Source organism: Microbulbifer sp. (assembly GCF_036563125.1).
Taxonomy (GTDB): Bacteria; Pseudomonadota; Gammaproteobacteria; order Pseudomonadales; family Cellvibrionaceae; genus Microbulbifer.
In genome coordinates, this window is sequence record NZ_DATCMV010000006.1 from 12,010 (window position 1) to 37,718 (window position 25,709).

At 59.3% G+C, this 25,709-nt stretch carries 22 protein-coding genes; 12 read left to right on the forward strand and 10 right to left on the reverse strand.

The window, feature by feature from the left end:
* Nucleotides 1-38 precede the first annotated feature (38 nt).
* Nucleotides 39-470: a hypothetical protein gene (locus VIL80_RS00225; RefSeq protein WP_332034155.1), complete on the forward strand. Its 432-nt coding sequence runs from the start codon at nt 39-41 to the stop codon at nt 468-470.
* Nucleotides 471-562: 92 nt separating this feature from the next.
* Here VIL80_RS00225 and VIL80_RS00230 read toward each other — a convergent pair whose 3' ends face one another.
* The 3 genes from VIL80_RS00230 to VIL80_RS00240 all read right to left on the reverse strand — a co-directional run bounded on the left by VIL80_RS00230 (nt 563) and on the right by VIL80_RS00240 (nt 4,479).
* The gene (locus tag VIL80_RS00230; RefSeq protein ID WP_332034156.1) at nt 563-1,990 is read right to left on the reverse strand and encodes an ATP-binding protein; all 1,428 of its coding nucleotides are present in this window, start codon (nt 1,988-1,990) and stop codon (nt 563-565) included.
* 302 nt (nt 1,991-2,292) lie between these two features.
* The gene (locus VIL80_RS00235; protein ID WP_332034157.1) at nt 2,293-3,348 is read right to left on the reverse strand and encodes a peptidase M42; all 1,056 of its coding nucleotides are present in this window, start codon (nt 3,346-3,348) and stop codon (nt 2,293-2,295) included.
* Nucleotides 3,349-3,423: 75 nt separating this feature from the next.
* Nucleotides 3,424-4,479, reverse strand: coding sequence for an alpha/beta hydrolase fold domain-containing protein (locus tag VIL80_RS00240; RefSeq protein WP_332034158.1), 1,056 nt, complete (start codon nt 4,477-4,479; stop codon nt 3,424-3,426).
* A gap of 245 nt (nt 4,480-4,724) precedes the next feature.
* Between VIL80_RS00240 and cydP the strand changes: the two genes are divergently transcribed.
* From cydP to VIL80_RS00265, 5 genes are read left to right on the forward strand one after another with little or no spacing between them, the layout of a single operon-like run.
* A complete protein-coding gene (gene cydP / locus VIL80_RS00245) occupies nt 4,725-4,928 on the forward strand; it encodes a cytochrome oxidase putative small subunit CydP (protein ID WP_332034159.1) in 204 nt (67 codons plus the stop codon).
* Entirely contained in the window at nt 4,929-6,503 is a 1,575-nt protein-coding gene (locus VIL80_RS00250) for a cytochrome ubiquinol oxidase subunit I (protein WP_332034160.1), read from the forward strand.
* An 18-nt stretch (nt 6,504-6,521) separates the two neighbouring features.
* Nucleotides 6,522-7,655, forward strand: a complete 1,134-nt coding sequence (gene cydB / locus VIL80_RS00255; RefSeq protein ID WP_332034161.1) for a cytochrome d ubiquinol oxidase subunit II — start codon at nt 6,522-6,524, stop codon at nt 7,653-7,655.
* 11 nt (nt 7,656-7,666) lie between these two features.
* Nucleotides 7,667-7,786: a cytochrome bd-I oxidase subunit CydX gene (gene cydX / locus VIL80_RS00260; RefSeq protein ID WP_318953589.1), complete on the forward strand. Its 120-nt coding sequence runs from the start codon at nt 7,667-7,669 to the stop codon at nt 7,784-7,786.
* On the forward strand, nt 7,764-8,081 hold the full coding sequence (locus VIL80_RS00265; protein ID WP_332034162.1) for a cyd operon YbgE family protein: 318 nt from the start codon (nt 7,764-7,766) through the stop codon (nt 8,079-8,081). The genes cydX and VIL80_RS00265 overlap by 23 nt, the downstream gene beginning before the upstream one ends.
* A gap of 36 nt (nt 8,082-8,117) precedes the next feature.
* On the opposite strand, the gene nhaA is transcribed toward VIL80_RS00265, so the two are convergent.
* Nucleotides 8,118-9,560 carry a Na+/H+ antiporter NhaA gene (gene nhaA / locus VIL80_RS00270; protein ID WP_332034163.1) on the reverse strand — a complete coding sequence of 481 codons (1,443 nt, stop codon included), beginning with the start codon at nt 9,558-9,560 and terminating at the stop codon, nt 8,118-8,120.
* Between the two features lie 227 nt (nt 9,561-9,787).
* Between nhaA and VIL80_RS00275 the strand changes: the two genes are divergently transcribed.
* Nucleotides 9,788-10,546, forward strand: a complete 759-nt coding sequence (locus VIL80_RS00275) for a TlyA family RNA methyltransferase (protein WP_332034164.1) — start codon at nt 9,788-9,790, stop codon at nt 10,544-10,546.
* A gap of 33 nt (nt 10,547-10,579) precedes the next feature.
* Here the strand turns inward: VIL80_RS00275 and VIL80_RS00280 are convergent, their stop codons facing one another.
* Both VIL80_RS00280 and VIL80_RS00285 read right to left on the reverse strand, forming a co-directional pair.
* On the reverse strand, nt 10,580-10,810 hold the full coding sequence (locus tag VIL80_RS00280; protein WP_332034165.1) for a DUF1272 domain-containing protein: 231 nt from the start codon (nt 10,808-10,810) through the stop codon (nt 10,580-10,582).
* Between the two features lie 132 nt (nt 10,811-10,942).
* Nucleotides 10,943-11,287: a 4a-hydroxytetrahydrobiopterin dehydratase gene (locus tag VIL80_RS00285; protein ID WP_105103724.1), complete on the reverse strand. Its 345-nt coding sequence runs from the start codon at nt 11,285-11,287 to the stop codon at nt 10,943-10,945.
* A gap of 202 nt (nt 11,288-11,489) precedes the next feature.
* On the opposite strand from VIL80_RS00285, the gene VIL80_RS00290 reads away from it, so the two are divergent.
* Nucleotides 11,490-13,343, forward strand: coding sequence for a DUF885 domain-containing protein (locus VIL80_RS00290; RefSeq protein WP_332034166.1), 1,854 nt, complete (start codon nt 11,490-11,492; stop codon nt 13,341-13,343).
* A gap of 68 nt (nt 13,344-13,411) precedes the next feature.
* Here VIL80_RS00290 and VIL80_RS00295 read toward each other — a convergent pair whose 3' ends face one another.
* The 3 genes from VIL80_RS00295 to VIL80_RS00305 all read right to left on the reverse strand — a co-directional run bounded on the left by VIL80_RS00295 (nt 13,412) and on the right by VIL80_RS00305 (nt 18,575).
* A complete protein-coding gene (locus VIL80_RS00295) occupies nt 13,412-14,920 on the reverse strand; it encodes a fumarate hydratase (RefSeq protein ID WP_332034167.1) in 1,509 nt (502 codons plus the stop codon).
* A gap of 176 nt (nt 14,921-15,096) precedes the next feature.
* Complete coding sequence (locus VIL80_RS00300; protein WP_332034168.1) at nt 15,097-17,559, reverse strand: plasma-membrane proton-efflux P-type ATPase; 2,463 nt, start codon at nt 17,557-17,559, stop codon at nt 15,097-15,099.
* 257 nt (nt 17,560-17,816) lie between these two features.
* A complete protein-coding gene (locus VIL80_RS00305) occupies nt 17,817-18,575 on the reverse strand; it encodes a hypothetical protein (protein ID WP_332034169.1) in 759 nt (252 codons plus the stop codon).
* Between the two features lie 330 nt (nt 18,576-18,905).
* On the opposite strand from VIL80_RS00305, the gene VIL80_RS00310 reads away from it, so the two are divergent.
* The 4 genes from VIL80_RS00310 (at nt 18,906) to VIL80_RS00325 (ending at nt 25,104) form a co-directional block, all read left to right on the forward strand.
* Nucleotides 18,906-19,487, forward strand: coding sequence for a superoxide dismutase (locus VIL80_RS00310; RefSeq protein WP_318953581.1), 582 nt, complete (start codon nt 18,906-18,908; stop codon nt 19,485-19,487).
* A 191-nt stretch (nt 19,488-19,678) separates the two neighbouring features.
* Nucleotides 19,679-21,583, forward strand: coding sequence for a DUF885 domain-containing protein (locus VIL80_RS00315; protein WP_332034170.1), 1,905 nt, complete (start codon nt 19,679-19,681; stop codon nt 21,581-21,583).
* Between the two features lie 136 nt (nt 21,584-21,719).
* Nucleotides 21,720-23,774 (forward strand): di-heme-cytochrome C peroxidase, encoded by a 2,055-nt coding sequence (locus tag VIL80_RS00320; protein ID WP_332034171.1) that lies wholly within the window; start codon nt 21,720-21,722, stop codon nt 23,772-23,774.
* Entirely contained in the window at nt 23,764-25,104 is a 1,341-nt protein-coding gene (locus VIL80_RS00325) for a catalase family protein (RefSeq protein ID WP_332034172.1), read from the forward strand. The genes VIL80_RS00320 and VIL80_RS00325 overlap by 11 nt, the downstream gene beginning before the upstream one ends.
* Here the strand turns inward: VIL80_RS00325 and sodC are convergent.
* On the reverse strand, nt 25,098-25,646 hold the full coding sequence (gene sodC, locus VIL80_RS00330) for a superoxide dismutase [Cu-Zn] SodC (RefSeq protein WP_332034173.1): 549 nt from the start codon (nt 25,644-25,646) through the stop codon (nt 25,098-25,100). The two genes, VIL80_RS00325 and sodC, sit on opposite strands and share 7 nt — an antisense overlap.
* Between the last annotated feature and the right edge of the window lie 63 nt (nt 25,647-25,709).

Genomic DNA, 25,709 nt, shown 5'->3' on the forward strand with positions numbered 1-25,709 from the left:
CCTATCAATCCACGGATAACGGCAATTTGGGGAAAACCATGCGGTTTGCCATCCGTGAGCACCTGCGCCGTAAAAAGCTGGGACGGTATCGTACAGCGACCAGTTTGCTGATCGCCGGCTTGTGCCTGTTACTGCCTCCCACTGTAGGTGCCCAGCAGCCTGGTCCGTTCACCGCGCAGGACTTCCAGTTTTCCAGCCCCTCATCCCAGAGCCAGATTCCTCCGCAACTGTATGGGCCAGACCTCGACGGCAATACACCCTCGGAGATAGCCCTCAGTGCCGGTGCCGTGCGTGCGCGCTTGCGCGGTCTGGGTTTCCACTCCATTTCCAGCATGCAGTTTCGCCACGGCTACTGGCAGGTAGTGGCCTATCACGGCGAGCAGAAGCGCCAGCTGACCGTACACCCCGAAAGCGGCCGGATTCGCTCGGACAAACCTTACTGCAACAGCCACTGCATTAACGATCAGTAGAGCGAGGAATTCTGAGCCCCGTTAACCCGCCCGCGGCGTACGTCCCAGCTCGCTACTACCCAGAGACGGCGGCTCCAGCCCATCGCACCGGTTCAGGTGCTCGGGAATACCATGGTGAATTCCGTAAAGGAACCGGCGATGCTTTTTACCGTGACAGTACCCTTGTGTTTTTCCACCGTGGACTTGATCACGTCCAGCCCCACGCCCCGACCCGCATGCTGGGTCAATTGCTTCGCGGTGGAAAACCCGGGCTTAAACAGTGCATTCAGCACCTGCAGCGCGCCCCACTTCTCGACTTCAGCCCCCCGGAACAGCGGGCTTTTCAGCGCGGCCTGTTTGATGGCGCCGAAATTCAGACCGCGCCCGTCATCGCGAACGCAAATGGAAATCTTGCCGCGAACGTGCTGCACGCTGACATGCAGACATCCGTATGGGGTCTTGTTCTGCGCAAGGCGTTCATCCCGGTCCTCAATACCGTGCACAACGGCATTGCGCGCAAGTTGTGTCACCACGGTATTGACTATGCGACGTAAATGCAGCGGTATCGAAGTATCCACATAGCCGTCGTCCACAAGAATAACTTTTTTATTGTTGTCCTTGGCCAGGCGGTCGACCAGGTACTTCAGGCGGCGCATCATGCTGTCGTCATTCTGCCGCTGCTCTCGCCCCCAGCCACCCTCGACAATCTCCTCGAAGATCTGTCTGATTTCCTTTACCGAAGCAATCATTTCCCTGACCGAGGGAATCAGGTCGAGCAGATCCTGCTGAAAAAGCTCTTTTTTCTGATTCATGTCCGACAGGGAATTTTCCAGGTTGTGTGCCTGGTCGCTGACGACATTGAGATTGAGAATTGCCGCATCGCCCTTGATCTGATGAACGATGCAGTAAACCTTTTCCATCCTGTGCCTGACCGGCTGCGCCTTATCGGACCTGGAGGAAATATTTTCAATAATATTGCGCAGTGAGGAGGTGGTCGCGTCCAGAAATTCGTTGACCAGATCGCGTTCGAATCTCAGCAGAGTCATTATCGTATTGACTTTTACCTCGGCCTTTTCGCTGGATCGGCGGACCTGGCGGGAAATTCTGACCGACTTGGAGATATCAACGACAACGATCTGCCAGCGCCCGGTCTGGTCAAAATTCTTGTCCTTGCTGAATTCGCAACGAATGTATTTGGTAACGCGGCGCCCCTGCGGACCGTCGATGGTCAGCTTCAGGCAATCGAAAGGATTTTTCTGGTTGGTGCTGGAAATAATATCCCGGTTCAGAACCAGTGTTTTCAGCACCGAGACAACATCGCGATACTGCTCCTGCGACAACTGGGGCCCCAGGACCGAATGCAGTTTCTTCCCCTGAATATTGGGGTCACCGAAAATTGTCCCGATAAATTTGTCGTGAACTTTGGAAATCACCAGATCGCTGTCAATTTCCATCAGTCCGGCATGCATCTGGCGAACATCTTTTTTGTCTCGCCGCGAATGTGGATCGGAAACAATATCGGTCAAGGTTACTATCGACATGCCGCTTACCGAAGTTTGGACCACTAGACTTGCAGCCCGGGCAACAATTTCTCACAACCCGGACCGCGCCCATTGTCACCAAATGTCTATTTTTATTTTGACAGCAGCCAGCCCAACAGAGACCAGCACAACATCTTCTCACGCACAACCTGGCACTATCATTACAAAAATGGGCTTTTTTGAAGCCCTGTAGCGTTGCACACACACCGAATGTGAATGTCATCACAGGCCTTGCGCCAATCGATTGACGTCAGCCTGATGTACAGCGCGACAACGACAAAAGTGACCAGTTCTGAACCCGGTTAACCGTCCGCGGCGATTGCGCACAACAGGTCGCTGAAAGCGCTGTTGGCCTCTATGGAGGCGGATTCCTGCATGGTGTGATAACCGGTGGTGGGAATCTGCAGCGTGGTGCCCTGTACAAACCCGGACGATGCGGAAACGATACGTCCCAGCTCGGTACTACCCAGTGACTGCGGCTCCAGCCCTTCGGCAATCGCCTTCTGGTTCTGCTCCTCGATATAGGTGTCCTTGTAGCTGTAGCTGATGCCCTGGGCATCACACAGGTCGGCAAGGCGCGCGGTGGTGCCAGGATGGAATTCCGCGTTCGCGTCCCTTCGGCGCAGGACCACCTGCTGGGCATCCGCGCTGGCCCGGTCCGGGTAGGGACTGGTGTCCACCACGATCAGCCTTTCGGTACCGCCATTGAAGCGGCGGAACCACTCCAGCAGGTAGCGCCAGCTACTGCCGGACTCTTCCTGGGCGGTAAAAAATGCCGTGCCCTGAAAGCCGAGGGAATACAGGTGTACCAGGTGCGCCGCGGTGAGCACGTTGTCGAGCTGGGCGCTGAGGATGCCGTCAGAGACTTTGAGGCGGTCGGTGAACGCCACCGGCGTGCCCGCCACCACATGCTCGAGTCCAGCCACCTCGAAAATCAGGTTGTTGCGGTAACCACAGACATAGGCCCGGCGGATGACACCGGAGCCAAAATAGGAACCGGACCAGGGCTCGTAGGCGGTGACGGCCACTCCCTGGAAACGATCGACGATTTTCGTCATCAGTTTTTCCGACACGGAGTTGCCGAGCAGGTCGGAGCGGCGGCCGGAGACAAACGCGGCGTACTGGAATTCGTTGGGCCCGGTGCAGATCAGCCCGTGGCGGTCGATGTGCGCGGAAAACTTGGCGCTGTGGGGGCGCTGCCCCTGGGCCACCAGCAGCCCCTCATACCAGGTGACGTGGGCACCCCTCTCCTCCAGCTCACGCTGCAGTACACGGAAAAACGAGTGCTCCGCGCCGACAATACTGGGGCTGCGCACCAGCAGTTTTAGCAGGTCGATAAATTGTTCTGGCTGTTGCATTTCCGCGGACCTCACTGCCCCATTACCCGGTCAATCGGCGCGAGTATAGCCAGCCAAAAGCGGCTGATGCGACTGTTATTTCAGCACCCGCTGCAGAAAGTTATCCACCCGCTCCGCGGTGGGTTCAAACCACGGCTGGAACAGCCAGAAGGGGTGCGGCGTATCGCCGTGGGTCATTACTTCGGCATCGACATTCACCGCCGCCAGGCGGGCGATATATTCATCTCTTCCGGCGTGAAAACGCGGCCGACTGCTGTTGATGAACAGGGTGGGCGGCGAGCCGGCACCGGCGTATTCCAGCGGCGAGGCCTCGCGCCACAATTCCGGCACTTCCTCATAGCGACCGCCAAACCAGGCACCGGCCGCGGATGGATTCTTGCGCGGGTCGTTTTCGTGCTCCAGCGCCATGGGGGTAATGAAGCTCACAATCCCGTCCAGATTGACGATCGCGGCCACGGATTCACAGCTTGCGTCGCGGTCCTCACGAAACGCGGGCAATCCCGGGGTCACCCCAACCAGAGTTGCCAGTTGCGCGCCGGAAGAGGCGCCGAGAATTGCGATGCGGTCGCGATCCACCCCCAGGCGCGCGGCGTTCTGGTGCAGCCAGCACACCGCGGCCTTGATGTCCTGCACCGCCGCCGGGTAGCGGGCTTCCGGAGACAGGCGATGCTCCACCGTGGCGGTGACAAAGCCGCGGTTGGCTAAATAGGTGGCCATGGGCTGTTGCAGCGTGCGATTGCCGGACCTCCAGCCTCCGCCGTGCACCAGCAGTACCGCGGGACGCGGCGCCGCACTGTCGGGGCGGTACAAGTCCAGGTGCAGTGCGCGTGCGCCGATTCGGCGGTATACCTGATCCCGCTGTACCGCAACGCCCGCCGCCGGTGCGACCCGCGCAATGCCGATGTCCGGATACTTCTGGCGCTCTTTGGCAAACGCCGATTCCACGCTGAAGGAATTGTCTAGCGGGATTTCTGCGGAAGATATGCCCTTGCCGGCCACCAGACCCAGACCGGTGACCAGGGCCAGTACCGGTAGCAGGCTCCAGCACAGCACACCGCGCCAGTCGTTTGCCTCGCGCAGGTTCAGCAGCGACTGCTCCAGTTTTTGCAGGGTCAGGGTCATCGTCACCATTGCACGCACTCCTGATTTTGATTATTGAGTGACTAGCCAATTTTCGGTCAGAACATAATCTGGACTGACCAAAACAGTAAGGTTTCCGATACTAACACAGGAGTAACTTCGCGCCAGACCGCGCCCGCAACGTGAATTCCGCGCCGGTTTAACCCTCATCCCACCTGCCCCGCAGCGGCGGTTGCTACCCTGTGTACGCGGCCAATTTCCGCCTGTCACCCCTGTGCCGCCGGGTTGGAATCACCATGTCACTGTCTGACCGTCGCCTGCTGATTGAACTGGGCACCGTTCTGGTCATCAAGGTCGCCATCATCATGTCGATCAAGTTCGTGTATTTCAGCCCGCAGGCGGAACAGGCACCGGTGGACCTGCATTTCCTGCAGGAAGCACGGGAAGCCAATTCCACCGAGCCCGCCTCACCCCCAGAGATCATCGGCAAGGAGCGCTAAGTGATCGATGAAACCGTTGTCGACCTGTCCCGGCTGCAGTTCGGCCTCACCGCCCTGTACCACTTTCTGTTTGTGCCACTGACCCTGGGGCTTTCGTTCCTGCTGGCAATCATGGAGTCCTGCTATGTCCTGACCGGTAAAACCATTTACCGGGACATGACGAAATTCTGGGGCAAGCTGTTCGGGATCAACTTTGCCCTTGGGGTGACCACCGGGCTGACGATGGAATTCCAGTTCGGTACCAACTGGAGTTACTACTCCCACTATGTAGGGGACATATTCGGCGTGCCGCTGGCCATCGAGGGGCTGATGGCATTTTTTCTTGAGTCCACGTTTATCGGCCTGTTCTTTTTCGGCTGGGACCGCCTGACGAAAGTACAGCACCTGGTGTGCACCTGGCTGGTGGCCATAGGCTCCAACCTCTCCGCCCTGTGGATTCTGATCGCCAACGGCTGGATGCAGTATCCGACCGGCGCTGAATTTAATTTCCAATCCATGCGCATGGAGCTCTCGAGTTTCAGCGATGTGCTGTTCAACCCGGTGGCCCAGGTCAAATTTGTGCACACCGTGGCCGCGGGCTATGTCACCGGCGCCATGTTTGTCTTGAGCGTGTCCTCCTACTACCTGTTGAAAAAGCGCGACATCCCCTTTGCGCGCCGCTCCTTTGCCATTGCCGCGAGCTTCGGGCTGGCCTCGATTCTCTCGGTCATCGTACTCGGCGACGAAAGCGGTTACACCGTGGGCGATGTGCAGAAAGTAAAACTGGCGGCGGTAGAAGCGGAGTGGGAAACCCAGAAGCCGCCGGCGGGATTCACACTGTTTGCCCTTCCGGATCAGGAGCAGAAGAAAAACCACTTTGAAGTAAAAATACCCTGGGCACTCGGCATCATCGCCACCCGTTCCATCGATGAGGAAGTGATTGGCTTTGACCGGATCATTCCGGAAAACGAACAGCGTATCCGCCGCGGCATACAGGCGTTTTCGCTACTGCAGCAACTGCGTGGCGGTGACACCAGCCAGGAGACCAAGAATGCCTTTTCCGACCTGCGCCACGACCTCGGCTATGGGTTGCTGCTGAAGCGCTATACGGAAAATGTCACCGATGCCACCGACGAGCAGATCAGACAGGCGGCGGAGCACTCTATTCCCCGGGTGGCGCCGATGTTCTGGAGCTTCCGCATTATGGTGGGCGCGGGATTTTTGATGCTGCTGGTTTTCATCGCGGCGTTTATCCAGTCCGCGCGCCATCGCAGTGCGGCCAATCACGCGGTGCTCTACGCCTGCCTCTGGTCGCTGCCGCTGCCGTGGATCGCCGCGGAGTGCGGCTGGATCGTGGCGGAGTATGGTCGCCAACCCTGGTCCATCGCCGAGGTGCTGCCCACCTACCTGTCCGCGTCATCCATCAGCCGCGGCGAGGTCATCGGCAGCCTCACCGCCATCATCGCGTTTTACACGGCGCTGGCCGTGGTGGAAATCTATCTGATGCTGCGCTTCACCCGACTCGGGCCATCGAGCCTCGGCACCGGCAGATATCACTTCGAACTGATACCGGGGAAATCGCCCTCACAGACCTGATGGGACAGGAGACGCGCTATGGATTATGAAACGCTGAAGCTGATCTGGTGGGCACTGATCGGGGTACTGCTGATCGGCTTTGCCCTCACCGATGGCTTCGATATGGGCGTGGGGATGCTGCTGCGGGTCATCGGCAGGACCGATATGGATCGCCGGGTAATGATCAACACCGTGGGGCCGCACTGGGAGGGCAACCAGGTGTGGTTTGTCACCGCCGGTGGCGCCATTTTCGCAGCCTGGCCGATGGTGTATGCGGCAGCCTTTTCCGGGCTCTACACCGCACTGATCATTACCCTGTGCGCGCTGTTCTTCCGCCCGGTGGGGTTCGACTATCGCTCCAAGATCGACGACCCGCGCTGGCGCGATATGTGGGACTGGGGGCTGACCATCGGCGGCCTGGTGCCGCCACTGATCTTCGGGGTGGCGTTCGGCAACCTGATGCTGGGCCTTCCGTTTGAACTGGATGACCTGCTGCGCCCCAGCTATCACGGCAGCTTCTGGCAACTGCTGCATCCGTTTGCGCTGATCTGCGGCCTGCTCTCGGTGGCCATGCTGGCGATGCACGGCGGCGCCTGGCTGCAGTTGAAGACCCGGGGGCTGCTGCACACCCGCGCGCAACAGGTCACGCAGCTCACCGCCTTCGCAGTGATCATATTGTTTGTATTCGCCGGTATCTGGCTACTTGTCGGCATCGACGGCATGCGCATCGTCGACATCAAACCGCTGGGGGACAACATCAACCCGCTGATGAAATCTGTGGCGTATGGCAACAGCGGATGGCAGGCCAACTACCAGGCCTATCCGCTGCTGTGGGCCATACCGCTGCTGGGCATCCTGATGGCCGCAGCCACCTGGCTGCTCTCCCGCGGCGAAAGTGCGCTGGTATTTCTCACCAGTGCCCTCGCGGTGACCTGCGTCATCCTGACCGCAGGTGTAGCCCTGTTCCCCTTCGTCATGCCTTCGTCGCGCAATCCGGATATCAGCCTCACGCTCTGGGATGCCACTTCCAGCCATCTGACACTGGGATTGATGTTCGCCGCCGCGGTCATTTTTGTGCCGATCATTCTGCTCTACACCCTGTGGTGTTACCGCAAAATGTACGGTCGGGTGACCAGGGAATATATCGAAGACAACTCCCACAGCAGCTACTGAGGAACGCTTTTATGTGGTATTTCACCTGGATTCTCGGTGTGCTGCTGGCCTGCTTTTTTGCCATCGTCAATGCGCTGTGGCTGGAAGTTACCGAGAATATGGACCGCAATGAAACCGAGTTTGACGAGTAACCCGGCAAAGCCCGGTGTGAACTATGCGGTGGCACCGATGAAAGCACTGCGGATTATCACCTTCGTCACCTGCCTGCTGGTGAGCCTCGCCATCACTTTCTGGCCGATGTTTTTGTATAAGAACGGTGAAGCGCCGGCGACCGGACCGACAAGCCTGCTGTTACTGGGACTGTGCGCGGGTGTGGTCTACGGGTCGGGCATACTCCACAACACACCGCGCAACTGGCAACTCGGTTGCGCCCTGCTGGCGTGGGCTTCGCTACTGGTTATCGGATGGCTCGCGTTGCCCGGCTGAACCCTTTCCCGTATGCCAGTTGAATACCACGCAATTTCACGGGAGTTTGCGCCCCTCACCCTCGTCGGCGCCGTCCTCGTGCTCGGCCTCGCCCTTCTGGGTGGACTCCTCAATCGGCGCCCGCCGCAACACCAGGAACCCGGCCACCCCGGCAATGACGGACGCCAGCAGCACACCGGCCTTGGCCTGGATCAGCATTTTGGCTTCCCCGGCGAACGCCAGTTCGGAAATAAAGATCGACATGGTAAAGCCGATACCGCCCAACAGTGCCACGCCGATGATGTGATGGAACGTTGCGGACTTGGGAAGTTCACCCCACCCGAGCTTCCAGCCGATCCAGGTGGCACCCACAATGCCGATCAGCTTGCCGAACACGAGGCCACAGATCACGCCGAGGGTCAGTGGATTCAGCACCGCGGAGTAACTGGTGAAACTGTCGATGGGAATCCCCGCATTGGCGAGGGCAAATATCGGCACCACAATGAAGGCCACCGGCGTGTGCAAGCGCGTTTCCATACGCTGGAGCGGCGACTGCACCAGATGAATGCCGTTATCCAGGGCGGTAACCCGCGCACGCAACGCATCATTGGCAATGATCTTGTCGCCGGGGCGGAAGCAGCGGTCGAAGCTGCGGATAATGTCTTTGACGAAGGTACTGAAGGCCACCGGATCGTATTTCGGGCCCGCAGGAATCGCCATGGCGGTAATCACCCCCGCCAGCGTCGCATGGACACCGGTCCGGTACAGCGCATACCACAGCAAGATACCGACAAAAATATAACCAGCGGAGCGGCGCACCCCGACAAACTGCAGCAACCACAGCACCCCCACCAGCACACAGGCGGCGATCAGTGCGTGGGTATTCACACTCTCCGTATACCAAACCGCGATGACCAGAATCGCTCCGAGGTCATCCACGATCGCCAGCGCCACCAGAAATGTCACCACCGCCCGCGGCACCCGGTTGCCGAGAATCGCAATACAGCCCACCGCAAACGCGATATCCGTGGCCATGGGGATCCCCCAGCCTCGCTCGGAGGGCGTGCCGCCGTTAAACGCGTAAAAAATCAGTGCCGGCACCAACATGCCGCCAATTGCCGCCAACACCGGCAACACCGCATGCTTCAGTTCCGACAATTCGCCAACAAGAAACTCCCGCTTCAGCTCAAGCCCCACCAGCAGGAAGAAGATGGCCATCAGCCCATCGTTGATCCAGTGGTGAAAGCTCATGGACAGCGACCAGTCGCCGAAGTTGTAACTGACCGGCAGGTGCAGCAGGTGCTTGTACGCTTCCTGCCACGGGGAGTTGGCGATGATCAGGGCGATCACCGCGCACGCCATCAACAGCAGGCCACTGCTGCTCTGGCGATGGATAAACTCTTCGAATGGCGTGACGAGGCGGCCGAACGCGTTTTCCAGTGGGGCTTCGTATACCCGGCCCTTGCGTATCCTGAACTTGCTCAGCACCGTTTTCGCCATGTACGTTGAACTCCCGTTTCCTTTCATCAACTGTTGCGCCGGGTGCAAGCTCGACTCACACCGGCAATTTATTCCGATCGGCAATGAAACCATTTCGCTACTGTTGCAAATGCTTCTCAGGACCGGGACCAGAAGGTAGCATGGCCGCCCTTTCCGACCCAAATTCCGCAACCGGCCAGTTTCAAACTTGGTTTTGAAAACTGATTGCCAGAACTATAGTGCCGTCCATGATCCGTCTCGACTTGTTATTGGTGGAGCGCAACCTCGCGAGCTCCCGCACCCACGCCCGCAAACTGATCGATGCCGGGTGCGTAATGCTGTGTGAGGGTTCGCGCTCGCGCCCCGCCACCAAGGCGAGCCAGAGTGTGAGTGAAGATGCCCGAATCACGGTGGAACCGCTGCCGGAAGACCGCTACGTATCCCGTGCGGGACTGAAACTGGCGGGAATTCTCGACCATACCCACCTCGACCCCAGCGGCTGGCGGGCGCTGGATGTGGGCTGCTCCACCGGCGGCTTCAGCGATTGTCTGTTACAGCGTGGTGCCGAACTGGTGGTCGGCGTGGACGTTGGGCGTGACCAGCTGGCCGAATCCCTGCGCAACAATCCGCGTATGCACCTGTTCGAGGGCATCAACGCGCGCTACCTGGCGGCGGAACAACTGGCGCCGCTCGCCGATGAGGGCTTTGACGCGGTGGTGATGGACGTTTCGTTTATCTCCCAGACCCTGATCCTGCCGCAACTGCCGCCACTGATGAAAACCGGCGGCCACCTGTTGAGCCTGGTCAAGCCCCAGTTCGAAGTGGGCCCCGAGGGCATCGGCAAGGGCGGCCTGGTGCGCGATCCCGCGCTGTATCAGGGAGTACAGGAAAAGATCAGCGCGCTGTGTGAGGCGCTGGGGCTGGAGGTAAAAAGCTACATTGACAGCCCGATCACCGGCGGTGATGGCAACCGCGAGTTTTTACTCTGGGCGCAGAAAAAGCCCTAGGTACGTATCGGGGAAGCGAGCGAAGCATGCCGCTCACGAAAGAATCGTTTCCAGCTTGGCCTTGAATCTGGCTCTCGGCACTTCCGTCGGGGAAGTACGGCGCAGTGGGCGCATCACCAGATTGCCCTGACAATTGGGGCAGACGTGTCGCAGTGTTTCACTGCAGTCGGGACAGAAAGTACATTCGTAAGAACAGATAAAGGCTTGGTCGGAAAGGCCCAGTTTCATACTGCAACGTTCGCAGCTGGCTTTCATCTTCAGCATTTTGTCTACCACTTGCTTGCTGTGTTACTGAATTTTCCGTGCTGAGCCGAGCACCGCGGCCCAATTCCGGAAGTGCGCACCGCATTCGTAAACCGCACGAATACGGCGCAAGCAAGGTATCCGTTCCTGTACTTACTCGACGTCAAGCTGCTTATCGGTGCGGGCCGCCATGATGAAGTCGTTCTTGTGCAGACCGCCGGCCTCATGGCTCCACCAGGTTACGGTCACCTTGCCCCACTCTGTCAGCAGTGCCGGGTGGTGGCCAACCTCTTCGGCTATGGCGCCTACACGGTTAGTAAATGCCAACGCCTGTTTGAAGTTGCGGAATTTGAATACCCGCTCGAGCTGCATCACGCCATCGCGCACAACTGGCGTCCAGTCGGGAATTTCCCGGATCAGTTGCGCCAGTTCTTCATCGGATACCAGCGGCGCATCCGCTCTGCACGCTTCGCATGCCTGTGCTGCGAGTTCTGTCATACCTGACTCCTCAGTGAAAATACAAAATTGAACGAAGTGAATCGCGGCACTCGGCCACAATTTCCAGTATTGCCACTTTAGCCGCCGCCCTAATGTGAAACAAGGCGACCTGGTTCACACAAAATAATTGCCGGAGCAAGCGATAACTATAAGTCGTCTGTGCTAGTTTTTGAGCAGATTCCGCCATAAGTTCGAGCTGCCCATGAAACAACTAATGACCGTCTTTACCCTGGCCACACTGCTCTGCGCCTGTGGCGAAAAAAGTGGGCAAGCAAACAAGGAAAGCGGTGAAAATGGCGGCACCGATGTCAGTACACTGTCATCAGAAGCCTCGCAAACCAGCGCGGTCCCCGACCCCCGCGGCAACGCCGAGCAGTCCCTGCAGAGCCTCAGCAACCAGATGATCGAGCGCATGTGGCACCTGTTTCCATCCTGGGCCATCAGCAACGGTTATTACAAGGTCGCGGACATGCTTGAGGTTCCCGACAAGCACTACCGCCAGCAGGTGCTCGGATTTGCCCGCGAATATCGCAACCAATTTTCCCGACTCAAGCAGGACGAGCTCGACGTCAATGCGCGCACCGACCTGGCACTGATCAATAATTTCCTCGACGAGACCATCTGGAATCTCACCCAATTCAAGCCCTTTGAATGGGACCCAAGCCAGTACAACGTTTCCCACGGCTTTGCCCTGATCCTCAATACGGACTATGCACCGCTGGATGACCGCCTGCGCACCTTCAGTAACCGCATGCAATATGTGCCGGCCTATTACGTTGCCGCGGAAAAATCATTACGCAATCCCGCCGCACCACAGCTGGTTCTTGCGATCCAGCAGAATGAAGGTGCGAAGTCGGTATTCGGGGAGGATCTTGAGAAAAAACTGGCGGCCAGTGGCTTATCCGAAAAGGAAAAACAGCTGTTCCAGGCTCGGTTGGATGCCACTCGCAAGGCCATTGAAGAGTACATTGTGCTGCTACAGACCCTGCAGGCACAGATGGACAACGCAGACAGTTTCAGCGATTTCCGCATCGGCGAGAAACGCTATGAAGAGAAGTTCCGCTACGACATACAGATTGGCATGAGTGGTGAGGAACTGTACCGGCGGGCGCTGCGCGAAAAAGATCGCCTGCACCTGAAAATGGATGAACTCGCAAACAGACTCTGGCCAAAATACTTCAACGACCAACCGCGCCCCAAGGATATCCTGGTCAAGATATCCAAGGTGCTGGACAAACTTTCCGAACACCACGCCACCAAGGAGAACTTCAAGGTCGAAGTGGAAAAGCAGATTCCGCAGCTGGTGGCCTTCGTCAAAGAGAAAGACCTGCTGTCGCTGGACGAGGAGAAACCCCTGGTGGTACGCACCACGCCGCCCTATATGCAGGGCTTTGCGGTGGCCTCCATCAATGCCCCCGGCCCCTACGACAAGGGCGCCAATACCTACTACAACGTGATGCCGGTAGCGGAAATGCCGGATGATCGCGCAGAGAGTTTTCTGCGTGAGTACAACACCTATCTCATGCAGATCCTGAACATTCACGAGGCCATCCCCGGGCACTACACGCAACTGGTGTACGCGAACCAGTCCCCGAGCCTGATCAAGAATATTCTCGGCAATGGCGCCATGATCGAAGGCTGGGCAGTCTATGCGGAGCGCATGATGCTGGAGGCAGGCTACGGTGATTTTTCACCGGAACTTTGGATGATGTACTACAAGTGGAACCTGCGCACCGTGGTCAATACCATCCTGGATTACTCGGTTCAGGTAAAAGGCATGGAAGAAAGTGACGCTCTGGAACTGCTGATGAAGCAGGGGTTTCAGCAGCAAGCGGAGGCCGTGGGCAAGTGGCGCCGCGCCACACTGAGCCAGGTACAGCTCACTAGTTATTTCGCAGGCTACATGGACATCATGGCCCTGCGCGATGAGATCAAGCAGCTAATGGGGGACCAGTTCAACCTGAAGCAGTTTCACGAGCAATTCCTCAGCTACGGCAACGCGCCGGTGCCGGTAATCCGCGAGTTGATGCTGGCGGAAATCAGCAAGAAGAACTGAACAGTGCGCAAATAAAAAAACGGCTGCCAATGGCAGCCGTTTTTTCGCATTAAACCGAACAGGCAGGCTTACACCGCGCCCTCTTCGATCTTGTGCTTCCAGATCAGCGGGCCGGTGTTGTGCACGGATTCACCGTTGCTGTCCACCGCCACGGTTACCGGCATGTCTTCCACCTCGAATTCGTAGATGGCTTCCATACCCAGCTCCGGGAATGCAACGACCTTGGCGTCCTTGATCGCCTGGGCCACCAGGTAAGCGGCGCCGCCCACGGCCATCAGGTAAACCGCTTTATTGTCGCGGATTGCGTCGATCGCAGTGGGACCGCGCTCGGCCTTGCCGATCATGCCCAGCAGACCGGTCTCTTCCAGCATGGTGCGGGTGAACTTGTCCATACGGGTCGCGGTGGTGGGGCCAGCCGGGCCAACCACTTCGTCGCGCACCGGATCAACCGGGCCCACGTAATAGATAAAGCGGCCGGTCAGGTCTACCGGCAATTTCTCGCCAGATGCCAGGATGTCGACCATCTTTTTGTGCGCCGCATCGCGACCGGTCAGCATCTTGCCGTTCAGCAGCAGGGTTTCGCCCGGCTGCCAGCTCAGCACATCTTCACGGGTCACTTCATCCAGGTTCACGCGGCGGGTGTTGGCACCGGCTTCGCGGGTGATTTCCGGCCAGTCTTCCAGCTTCGGCGGGGTCTGGCGCGCAGGGCCGGAACCGTCGAGGGTGAAGTGGGTGTGGCGGGTGGCGGCACAGTTGGGGATGATGGCCACGGCCTTGTTGGCGGCGTGGGTCGGGTAGTCCTTGACCTTCACATCCAGCACAGTGGTGAGGCCACCCAGGCCCTGGGCGCCAATGCCCAGCTTGTTGACCTTGTCGTAGAGTTCCAGGCGCAGCTCTTCGGCACGGTTGGACGCACCGCGCTCCTGCAGTTCCTGGATGTCGATGGGGTCCAGCAGGGATTCCTTTGCCAGCAGCATGGCTTTCTCGGCGGTACCGCCGACGCCGATACCCAGCATGCCGGGCGGACACCAGCCGGCACCCATTTTCGGCACCATCTCCAGTACCCAGTCCACCACGGAGTCGGACGGGTTCAGCATGGCGAATTTGCTCTTGGCTTCACTGCCGCCGCCCTTGGCCGCCACGTACACATCTACGGTGTCGCCGGGAACGATTTCGTAGTGGATCACCGCCGGGGTGTTGTCACCGGTGTTCTTGCGGGCGCCATCCGGGTCCGCAAGGATCGAGGCGCGCAGCACGTTGTCCGGGTTGTTGTAGGCGCGGCGCACACCTTCGTTGACCATGTCGGAGACGCCCATATCGGCGTCCCACTGCACATTCATACCCACTTTCAGTTTCACGGTAACGATACCGGTGTCCTGACAGATGGGGCGGTGGCCCTGGGCGCACATGCGGGAGTTGATCAGGATCTGGGCCATGGCGTCTTTCGCCGCCGGGTTGGCCTCCTTCTCATAGGCGGTGTTCAGCGCCTTGATGAAGTCCTGGGGATGGTAGTAAGAGATGAACTGCAGCGCGTCTGCCACGCTGTCGATCAGGTCGTCCTGGCGGATGATGGTCATTACCGGCTCCGTGAATGGTGTCGTCTCGAGGCGGGCGATTTTACACGATTTGGCCGGGCGTTGGCGGGTGTTGTGCGCCCACGTGGCTGCGCACCGGCGAGGATAGAGAGACCTGGCATCGCCGGCGGCTGTTCGCGTTAGGTTACAGGCGAATATGCAGTCAGCTGACAGCCGGGTTAACGATGCCCGCGCCCCCCTCCCTCCGCGCGCGCCAGGTGGCGCCGCTGGCTAAGCGACTGATGGGCGAGCAGGCGGTAGGTCAGGATCTTGGCGCGGTTGTTGATCACCAGCCACACCAGCGCGTAACCCCACACCGCCAATGCGAACTTCCAGCCGATTGGCTCGACGAACCAGCCGTAAACCGCCGCCAGGGTACCGATGATCTTGGTGGCAAAGGTGACGGAGAAGAACTTCCAGTCCGGCCACGGGCGCTGCCAGAGTGCGCCGGAATTTCGAGTCACGAATATCGTCAGGTGGCCCGCCACCAGTAGTTTGAGGAAGATCAGCGACTGGATCGTCTCTCGCGGCAGCCGAAGCTTCTCCTCCGCGTACCAGAACAGGCCGAAGCTCGCGATGACCCCGAGGATGCCAAGCACCGCCGATACCACCAGCACGCGCTGCATCTGCCAGCGCACCGGCCGCGGGGCAACCGGCGCCCTGTCGTAGGCGATCATCATGATCGGAAAATCATTGAGCAGCGCGATGATCACGATCATCACCGCGGTGACGGGATAGAAGTTGAAAATGATGATCGACAGCGTCATGAACAGCAGCACCCGAATGGTCTCGGCGATGCGGTAAATCGCATAGCTGTTCATGCGCTCGAAAATACGCCGCGCCTCTTCGATCGCGGCGGTGATCACCGACAGCCCCGGGGCAGTCAGAACCAGGTCCGCGGCGGCGCGGGCCGCTTCGGTGGCGCCACTGACGGCAATGCCGACATCGGCCTGCTTCAGCGCCGGGGCGTCGTTGACGCCATCGCCGGTCATCCCCGCGATGTGTCCCTCGCTTTGGGCCGCGCGTACCAGCCGAAACTTGTGCTCGGGGAAGACCTGGGCGAAACCGTCGGCACGCGCGATGGCACTGCTATCAATCTCACGGTTGTCGTCTTTGAAAACGTCGTCGGCCTTCAAAATGCGCTCGCCGAGTTTTAACTTCGCGGCAATTTCACGGGCGATCGCGAGGTGGTCACCGGTGACCATCTTGACGTCGATACCGCGCTCGCGCGCGCTGGCAATCGTCGCCGCGGAATCCTCGCGCGGCGGGTCGAACAGCGCCAGCAGTCCCAGGTAGTGCCAGCGCCCCGCGCTGTCGGTGCGCGCCACACCAAGGGTGCGAAAGCCGTGGCCGGCCTGTTCGTCCACCGCCCTGGTCAACCGCTGATCCAGATCTGTATCCACTGCACACAATTTGGCGATCGCCTGCGGGGCACCCTTGCTGACCTTGAACTCCCCTTCGGGACCAGCGACGCTCGCCTCGGTGCGCTTGCCGACGGGGTCGAAGGGGTGGAAATGCCGGACCTCATAACCGTCCAGGGTACCGGCATCCGCAACGCCGTCGAGTATTGCCTGGTCGATGGCATCGGGGGATTCCCGGTCGCTTGCCAGCGCCGCAATGCGGGTCAGCTCGGCAGCGTCGAGATCACCGAACAGAGCCGGCTCGCCCAGTGTCAGGCGGTTCTGGGTCAAGGTACCGGTCTTGTCGGAGAAGAGTACGTCCATGCCGGCCATCTCTTCGATCGACACCAGGCGCGCCACGATCGCCTTCATCCGCGCGAGCCGCTCGGCGCCCACCGCCATGGTGACCGACAGCACCGCTGGCAATGCCACCGGAATGGCCGCAACGGTCAGCACCAGTGCAAACAGTAGTGTGTCGATCAAGGGGTCGTGGCGGAACAGCGCGATGATCAGGATCAGCGACACCAGTGCCAGGGTAACCAGGATCAGGAAGTTACCGATGCGCAGCACCGCGCGCTGGAAGTGCGAGGTAACCCCCGCCTGCTCGACCAGCCCCGCCGTCTTGCCGAACAGCGTATCCATGCCAATGGCGGTCACCACCGCGGTCATCTCGCCCTGCCGGGCGATAGAGCCGGAATAGGCCTCGTCGCCCACCGCGCGATCCACCGGAAGTGACTCGCCGGTTAACGCGGACTGGTCGACACTCAGGTACTCCCCGTCGATCAGCACCACGTCCGCCGGCAAAATGTCGCCGAGTTTGACCCGCACAATATCGCCGGGCACCAGCTGATCGGCCGCGACGTCCTGCCATTTACCCCCGCGCAGTACCCGCGCCTTCAGCGCCAGCTGGCGCTTGAGCATGGCGATGGCGTTATCCGCCTTGTGCTCCTGCCAGAAACCGACCCCGGCGTTGATCACCAACATGGCGGCAATGATGAAGAAGTCCGCCCAGTGACGGACGACCGCGGACAGAATCGCCGCAATCTCGATCATCCAGGGTATTGGCCCCCACAGGAACGACAGCAATTTCTTCCAGGCAGGTTCGACTTCTTCGCTGATCGCGTTGGCACCGAACTGCTGCTGGCGACTCGCCACCACCGCATCGGTGAGCCCGCTGCTGCGGTCGGTTTCGAGTTTGCGCAGCACTTCTTCGGGATTGTGGGTTTGACGGGAATCCGCCATAGCATCGCCTCTCCGCGCACACGATTGTGGCCGGGACTGCGGTATCGCGAGCACCCGTGAGGTTTTCGAGCAGCCGCCGGTGGCAGGGTTACCGGGTTAGCAGTCGCCGGGAGATTGCGACCGAATGACGAAAATCAGCATAGCCACGGATACGGGGAATTGCTGCTCGTTATCTGGAGTGAAGCGAGAGGCAGGAGGGAGATGGGGGCAGAGAAAACGGAGGGCGTCGCCTGACGCCCTCCCGGTACCGGCAGTTATTAGTTGGATGAGGCGGTGGAAGCGCTCGACTGCAGGCTGCGAATCGCGTCGCGCAGCTGTACCAGATCCTTGTTCACACTGCGACGGTAGCTGTCGATGGACTGTACCGCTTCTTCGTTGGCACCGACGCGCGCGGTCAGGTCTGCACGTACAGAAGACAGCTGGCGCTCAAGGCTCGCCACCTTGTCCTTGGTCGCGCTCGAAGCGCTGGCGGTGGACTCTTTCAGCTTCGCCATTTCGCTCTCCAGCGCCGCGACCTTCTTCAGGCCGGACTCAACACTGCTGACCTTGCTGGTCAGCGCTGCGATGGACTTCTGCTGGGCGGCATTCGCTTCCTTGTTGGCAGCGATGTCCTTGCGGTTGGTGTCGTAGGATACGCCCCACAGCTTGCGGATCTCGGCGGCGTTCTCCTTCACCTTGGCGTTCAGTACTTCCACGGATGCCGCGGATTCTTCGCCGGACATTTCGAAGCGTTTCTCCAGCTGCACGATGCGTGCGTCCGCGTCGGCGAGCTGCGCGCGGGTCACCTGCCACTGGTTGTACAGGAAGCCCGCCGCACCCAGTCCCGCAAGCGCCAGCAACAGCGCCAGCACCGCCAGGAAAGAGGAGCCGCCACCGGAAGAGGTGGATTCGCGCACAGGCTCCGGTGCCGACGGCTCCGGCGCGCTATAGCGCCGGCCACCGATGGGCCCGTTGGGAATCTGAGGGTCCATAGAAGATGAGCTGCTGCCATCGAATGTGGGCTCTCTGCGTTGCATGCTGTTGTCCTGCGTTGACTTGCGGCCCTGGGGCCGGAGAAATTAGGTTGAAAACTGCGGCAGTTATACCAAAAACTGACGAAAAAGTAACCGGGCATAGTTATCAGAATAGGTCACTACTGGCAATCCAAACGACATATGACCAGTGCGTCAGCGCCCAAAACTGCACAGATGGTCTACAACTTCACGTGCAACTTGTCCCGCAACGGCTTTTGGCCTGTCCAATGGCTTAATTATGCAACCAAGCGCGTGTAGAATGCGCTTCACCAATAACTGACCTGTCACCGTTCTTGGGTCGGCACAGGTCCCAGACAAAGGAAGGAACACCTCATGGCACACGTTCTCCCCGAACTCCCCTATGCTATGGACGCGCTGCAGCCGCACATCTCCCAGGAGACCCTGGAGTACCACTACGGCAAGCACCACAAAACCTACGTCGACAAGCTGAACGGCCTGCTGGACGGCACCCCGGACGCCGACAAATCCCTGGAAGACGTGATCAAGTCCTCCTCCGGTGGTGTATTCAATAACGCCGCCCAGATCTGGAACCACACCTTCTACTGGAACTGCCTGAGCCCGAATGGCGGCGGCGCGGCCACCGGTGCGGTCGCTGACGCGATCAATGCAGCGTTCGGTTCCTTCGACAAGTTCAAGGAAGAGTTCACCAACAGCGCGGTGAACAACTTCGGTTCCGGCTGGACCTGGCTGGTGAAGAAAGCCGACGGCTCCGTAGCCATCGTAAACACCTCCAACGCCGAAACCCCGCTGACCGACAGCAGTGTTACCCCGCTGCTGACCTGCGACGTATGGGAGCACGCCTACTACATCGACTACCGCAATGCGCGTCCGAAGTACATGGAAGCTTTCTGGGCACTGGTGAACTGGGACTTCGCGAACCAGAACTTCGCCTGATCTGCCAGCAGATCCGCGCTTTCGAGCGCAGCCAAAAGCGGGCTTCGGCCCGCTTTTTTTTTGCCAGCCCTTGTCCGCACCCGCCACCCTGCGCCAGAACACAGAATTTGCATAAATTCGCGGTTATGGTTACAACACACTGCACTTTTACCAAGCAGACATTCCACTAAAACAGAATCTGAGAGCACAAAATGAAGCTGAAGATGACTTTGCTGGCCGCCGCCATAAGCGCATTGGCCATGGCGGGTTGCGACCGCGAATCCCGCAATGCCGACGAGCAACAATCCCAGGTCACCGCTGCACAAACGGGAACTGAGCCAGCGGCAACAAATGCTGCGGAACCCAGCGTTAACAATCAGAGCGGCAACGCCGAAGTCATCGCCAGCACCAATCAGCTCTTCGAAGACCAGTTCCAGACGCACCTCAAGCGCAGCCCGGAGTTCAAGACCTTCCTCGGCATGAAGGACGGCTATGACAAGTGGGACGACCTGTCACCGGCTTTCGCCAAGGAAACCAACGAGATCCACAAACGTCAGCTGGAAGAACTGAAAAAAATTGACCCGGACCAGCTGGACGACGCCACCCGTCTGTCCCTGGAGTTGGCCGTCCGTAAACTGGAGCTGGATATCGAGGGTTATCAGTGGCGGCTGCACACCTACCCGGTCAACCAGATGTACGCCACCCACACCAGTGCCGCCTCGCTGCTCATCAACCAGCATCGCATCGACGACGCCTCCGATGCCGAGGCCTATATCTCTCGCCTCAACGCACTGCCGGAACATTTCGAGCAGCTGATTGCAAACCTGAAGGAACGCGCGGACGCCGGCGTTATCGTGCCCAAGTTTGTGTTCCCTTATGTAATCAGCGACGGCAAAAACCTGATCACCGGCGCCCCTTTTGACGACGGCAAAGACAGCACGCTGTACGCCGATTTCAAAGGCAAGGTGGAAAAGCTCAACATCAGCGACGAAGAAAAGGCCGCGCTGGTGGAAAAAGCCAAAACTGCCATGCTGGAAAATGTGAAACCGGCCTACGAAACCCTCAATGCTTACCTGGCCGAGCTGGAGAAAACAGCCACCAGCGATGACGGCGCGTGGAAGTTGCCCGAGGGCGACAAGTTCTATCAGCACCGCCTGAAGGTCTATACCACCACCGACATGACCGCCGACGAGATCCACCAGAAGGGGCTCGAGGAAGTAGCGCGCATTCACGAGGAGATGCGCGAGATCATGAAAAAGGTGAAGTTTGAAGGCAGCCTGCAGGAATTCTTCGAATTCATGCGCACCGACCCGCAGTTCTACTACCCGGAAACCGAAGAGGGTAAACAGCGCTACCTGAAGGAAGCCACCGCGATCATCGATACCATGAAGGGTCGCCTGGATGAACTGTTCATCACCAAGCCCAAAGCGGACCTGATCGTGAAGGCGGTTGAGCCCTTCCGCGAAAAATCTGCCGGCAAGGCGTTTTACCAGCGCCCTGCTCCGGACGGCTCGCGCCCCGGCATCTACTACGCCAACCTGTACAAAATGAGCAGCATGCCCACTTACCAGATGGAAGCACTCGCTTACCACGAGGGCATTCCAGGGCACCATATGCAGCTCTCCATCATGCAGGAACTGGAAAATGTTCCGAACTTCCGCAAGTTCGGCGGCTACACCGCCTACACCGAAGGCTGGGGCCTGTATACCGAGCTCGTTCCCAAGGAAATCGGTTTCTATCAAGATCCCTACTCCGACTTCGGCCGCCTTGCCATGGAGCTGTGGCGCGCAGGGCGCCTGGTGGTGGACACCGGCATTCACAGTAAAAAGTGGACCCGCGAGCAAGCCATCGACTGGCTGAAGGAAAACACCCCGAACCCGCCCGACGACGTACAAAAGGCTATTGAGCGCTACATCGTCATGCCCGGCCAGGCAACCGCCTACAAGATCGGCATGATGAAAATCGTCGAGCTGCGTGAAAATGCGAAAAAAGAATTGGGGGATAAATTCGACATTCGCCAATTCCACGATGTGGTACTGGCGAATGGGGCTGTGCCGCTGGATGTACTGGAAGAACTGGTGGATGACTGGATCGCGGAAACCAAAAGCGGTAACTGATTTTCCGGACATTCCCTGATTACGATCACAGGCCGGGCATGGAAACGCATCATTGCCATCCATGCCCGGCTTTTGTTTTTTCGCCCCCGCCATTTACAATCCCGCCACAAACTAGCTAACCGACGAAAGACTCAAAATGGATTTTCAAAAGTCTTCGCGGCGAAATATTGCTATTCGCCGCATTCGCCGCGGGGTTGTGGTAGTCGCCATCACCACCGGTGCCCTGCTTACCGGCTGCTCCATCGCCCGGCAATATTTCGCACCTAACATCACCAGCGAACACATCACCGAAGTGCGCTATCTCGACCAGGGCTGGACCCGGGAAGATCGCGAACTTTTCTATTCCACGCCCCAGGGCACGGAACTTCAGGGCCTTCACTACCAGTGGCTTTCCGCACTGGAACTGCCATTTTCCCAAGAGAAACTGGCCAGCGCGGAAAACCTGCGCGGCTGGGGCTTTATCGTCGACGGAGAAGACCTGCCGCAGGAAAACAGCACGGGGCTGCACCCGGTGGGCATGGGCAAGCACCTCAACACAGAGGACAACAGCGAACGTCTCGACCTCGGCTGCGCCCTCTGTCACACCGGCGAACTGCACTACCAAGGCACCGCGCTGCGGGTGGACGGTGGCCAGGCCATCCAGGGCATGTCCACCAGTGGGCCAGGGGAGTTCATTGTCACTCTGAATGCTGCTGCCGTTGAAACCCTGGTCAACCCGAAAAAATGGGCGCGCTTCGCCGACCGTGTCGCGGGGGAAGATGCCGCTGCGCGCGCGCAGTTGCGGCAAGACCTCAAACGTTACCTGGGGGAAGTGTGGGATTTCTCCCGCGGACCCGGTCAGCCGAAGCTCTTCCCCACCACCGAGGGCCGTGGCCGCACCGACGCCGTCGGTCGTATTGGCAATGTGGTGTTCGGCTACAACCTGGGTATCGAGGAAAACTACAAAACTGCCAACGCGCCGGTCAGCTATCCGTTTCTGTGGGATATCTGGCGTTTCGACTGGGTGCAGTACACCGGCTTTACCAATCAGGCCATGGCCCGAAATGTCGGCGAGAGCCTCGGTGTGATGGCGCCGGTCAAACTGCTGGACGATGATGGCCGGTTGCTGCCGGAGGGAGAATTCGGCCAGTCCACCATCGACGTGGAAGGCATGCAGTGCATAGAGACAACATTGCGCAAACTAAAGCCACCGAAGTGGCCGGAAGACATACTGGGGGAAATCGACATCGCCCGCGCCCGCCAGGGCAAGGCACTGTTTGCAGACCAGTGCGCCCACTGCCACGGCCCGCATATATCGAAACCCTACGCCTGGCCACTGGCCAGCGGCCCGCAAGACAACCCATCGAACCAACACAGCATCAACTGGCAGTGGGATATGGCCGGGCAGGTTTCCTACGACGTGGAAAATCGCCCGATGCGGGAGGACTGGCGCGAGTCCCTGTGGTCCATTCCGTGGATAGATATTTCGGTGATCGGCACGGACCCCACCGCCGCACGAAATTACATGGATCACACCTACGACCCGGGTCCACTGTTGCCCCAGGATGCCGAAGGCGGCGCTGATAGCAGGTTGGTCAACGCCGGCAACGGCCTGCAGCTGCTGCTGAATGAGCTGGTGCCGGTGCTGTATAAAAACCGTGGTATTTCCAGTGACAGCAATGGTATTGCCGATTACGACGGACTCAATGTGCCCTTCCGTATCGTCAACAAAGCGGCGTACAAGGCGCGCCCACTGCACGGAGTCTGGGCCACACCGCCATTCCTGCACAACGGCTCGGTGCCCAGCATTTACGATTTGCTATCGCCACTGGAAGCGCGCCCCGTCAGGTTCGGTATTGGTCACCGTGAGTACAACCCGCAAAAACTCGGCTATGTCACCGACATGCTTGCGGGCAATTTCGAGTTCGACACCACCCAAACTGGCAACAGCAACCACGGTCACCTGTTTACCGATGCGGATGTTGCCGGCCGTATCGGCAAGCGCCTAAGTGAAGCAGAGCGCATGGCGCTGATCGAATACCTCAAGGTGATGGGCAATCCGGACTTCAGCGATGCCCTCGGCGGCGACCCGCAGAACTGGAACCAATATCCCGACGCTCCCGCCAGCGCACTTGGCGAGCTGGCATGTGACAGGTTCCGCCCCGCTGCGGCGAACGTTCTGGCACGGGGAGAAGCTCGCAATGAACGGTAAATCACGCTGGCAGTTTTCACCGACACTGGTATTGGGACTGGGATTGTCACTCTGCGCCAGCGTGGCCGGGGCTGACCCGCAAAATAATTCAGATACCCTGCGGGCACTGGACGCGAGCATCCGGCAACTGGGCATGGAAATTTCCAGTGAAGAGCGCGCGTCCATCGCCTCCGCCATGCAGGCCGCGCGCGACGTCTCCCGCGCGGCACAGAAACTCAACAGCCCGCGCTACGGCGATGAGTTCCGTCGCGACGCCCACGCCAAGGCCACTGGCTGTGTGCGCGCAGAATTTGAAGTGAACGGCGATATTCCCGCGCAATTCCGCCACAGCGTCTTTGCCGAACCCGGGCGCAGCTACCCGGCTTGGATACGCTTTTCCAACGGCGACATGCTGGTGCAGGCGGATGGGGAGAAAGACGCGCGCGGTATGGCGGTGAAATTGATGGGCGTGGAAGGCGCGCCGATTGCACCGGAGCTGGGTGACAACGCCACCCAGGATTTCCTGATGGCCAACAATCAAGCCTTCTTCAATCGCAATATCCACGACTATGCCGAGAACATGCAGCACCTGGCGCGGCTCGACAAACGCGGCTGGTTTTTCGGCCTGTGGCCGCCGCGACTGCACCTCAAGCAGATGATCCGCGCCGTGCAGACCGTGTCATCCACGATCGATACACCGCTGCAGGAACAGTACTTTTCCATTCTCCCCTACCGTCTCGGCGACACCGAGCTTAAATTCGCCAGCCGCCCATGCCCCGGTGCCGACTACCCAATCACGGTCGATCAAAGCGCAGAGAATTTTCTCACTGAACAGCTATCTGACACCTTGCAATCCGCCAGTGCCTGTTTCGATTTTTTTGTGCAGCCACGCAATATCAGCGCGGATACACCGCTGGATGACGCCACCGTGATCTGGGAGGAAAAGGACTCGCCACTGATTCCCGTCGCGCGCATCCATATCCCGCCGCAGACGATTACCAGTGACGCACAGTGGGCATTTTGTGAAAACCTGTCGATGAACCCCTGGCGCGGGGTAGGCGAATGGGAACCACTGGGCAGCCTCAACCGGGCGCGACGCCTGGTCTATCACACGGTTTCCGACTTTCGCCACACCAGTAACGACGCACCGCAACGGGAGCCTACCGACTGGTGTGTGCCGGGAGAAACACCAGACTGTACACCGCAGCAGGGGCTGAACGTCTACAAGCCTACCTGGCCGCTGCCGCGGTGTTTTGATGCACACCTCAAGCCGGTGGACGGCAAAGCTGCGAGCAGCCAGTGCGAGGGCTATGGTGCGGACAATAGTGTGCTAGCGGAAAACCATTACTGAATCACCCCGCAGGCCAGGCGCGCACCGCCCCCGCCCAGGGGGTTCGGTTGGTCGGAATAGTTGTCACCGCCGGCGTGAATCATCAGCGCGCGCCCCTTGAGGTCGGACATTTTCAGACGTGGGGCCAGTACTGGCGTGGTTGCCATACCGTCGCAGTCAACAAACAAAGCCGGCAGATCGCCCAGGTGGCCATCCCCCCAGGGCGTGTCGTGCTTGCCCGTCTTGTGCGGGTCATAGTGGCCGCCCGCTGCTAGCCCAGCCACCTTCTTGCCCTCTTTTTCCGCCGGCTCGCAGCTGCCGTTTTCATGCAGATGGAAGCCGTGTACCCCGTCGGGCAATCCCTTCAAATTGGGCGTGAATACCAAGCCGTACTTGGATTCGGTGACAGTGACGGTGCCCAGCAACGTGCCGACCCCTTTGCTGTCGAGCTTCAATACGCTAACGACGGTTTCCGCACTGGCAAATGCGGCAGTCCCCATCAGGGCAGCGGCGACCCCCGCGTGGATCAGACAGCGCTTGGCAAATATGGAAATTCGGAACATGAGTCTCCTCCACTACACAGCGACGACCACGGGCCGCCGGCGTATTAATTCACGCTAACGAAT

Coding starts and splice junctions, on each gene's coding strand:
- VIL80_RS00225 (WP_332034155.1), top strand. CDS start 39: ATGCGGTTTGCCATCCGTGAGCACCTGCGCCGTAAAAAGCTGGGACGG.
- cydX (WP_318953589.1), top strand. CDS start 7,667: ATGTGGTATTTCACCTGGATTCTCGGTGTGCTGCTGGCCTGCTTTTTT.
- VIL80_RS00280 (WP_332034165.1), bottom strand. CDS start 10,810: ATGCTGAAGATGAAAGCCAGCTGCGAACGTTGCAGTATGAAACTGGGC.
- VIL80_RS00325 (WP_332034172.1), top strand. CDS start 23,764: ATGAACGGTAAATCACGCTGGCAGTTTTCACCGACACTGGTATTGGGA.
- VIL80_RS00310 (WP_318953581.1), top strand. CDS start 18,906: ATGGCACACGTTCTCCCCGAACTCCCCTATGCTATGGACGCGCTGCAG.
- VIL80_RS00240 (WP_332034158.1), bottom strand. CDS start 4,479: ATGGTGACGATGACCCTGACCCTGCAAAAACTGGAGCAGTCGCTGCTG.
- VIL80_RS00305 (WP_332034169.1), bottom strand. CDS start 18,575: ATGCAACGCAGAGAGCCCACATTCGATGGCAGCAGCTCATCTTCTATG.
- VIL80_RS00295 (WP_332034167.1), bottom strand. CDS start 14,920: ATGACCATCATCCGCCAGGACGACCTGATCGACAGCGTGGCAGACGCG.
- nhaA (WP_332034163.1), bottom strand. CDS start 9,560: ATGGCGAAAACGGTGCTGAGCAAGTTCAGGATACGCAAGGGCCGGGTA.
- VIL80_RS00300 (WP_332034168.1), bottom strand. CDS start 17,559: ATGGCGGATTCCCGTCAAACCCACAATCCCGAAGAAGTGCTGCGCAAA.
- VIL80_RS00285 (WP_105103724.1), bottom strand. CDS start 11,287: ATGACAGAACTCGCAGCACAGGCATGCGAAGCGTGCAGAGCGGATGCG.
- VIL80_RS00275 (WP_332034164.1), top strand. CDS start 9,788: ATGATCCGTCTCGACTTGTTATTGGTGGAGCGCAACCTCGCGAGCTCC.
- VIL80_RS00230 (WP_332034156.1), bottom strand. CDS start 1,990: ATGTCGATAGTAACCTTGACCGATATTGTTTCCGATCCACATTCGCGG.
- VIL80_RS00290 (WP_332034166.1), top strand. CDS start 11,490: ATGAAACAACTAATGACCGTCTTTACCCTGGCCACACTGCTCTGCGCC.
- cydP (WP_332034159.1), top strand. CDS start 4,725: ATGTCACTGTCTGACCGTCGCCTGCTGATTGAACTGGGCACCGTTCTG.
- VIL80_RS00320 (WP_332034171.1), top strand. CDS start 21,720: ATGGATTTTCAAAAGTCTTCGCGGCGAAATATTGCTATTCGCCGCATT.
- VIL80_RS00265 (WP_332034162.1), top strand. CDS start 7,764: ATGAAACCGAGTTTGACGAGTAACCCGGCAAAGCCCGGTGTGAACTAT.
- VIL80_RS00315 (WP_332034170.1), top strand. CDS start 19,679: ATGAAGCTGAAGATGACTTTGCTGGCCGCCGCCATAAGCGCATTGGCC.
- VIL80_RS00235 (WP_332034157.1), bottom strand. CDS start 3,348: ATGCAACAGCCAGAACAATTTATCGACCTGCTAAAACTGCTGGTGCGC.
- sodC (WP_332034173.1), bottom strand. CDS start 25,646: ATGTTCCGAATTTCCATATTTGCCAAGCGCTGTCTGATCCACGCGGGG.
- cydB (WP_332034161.1), top strand. CDS start 6,522: ATGGATTATGAAACGCTGAAGCTGATCTGGTGGGCACTGATCGGGGTA.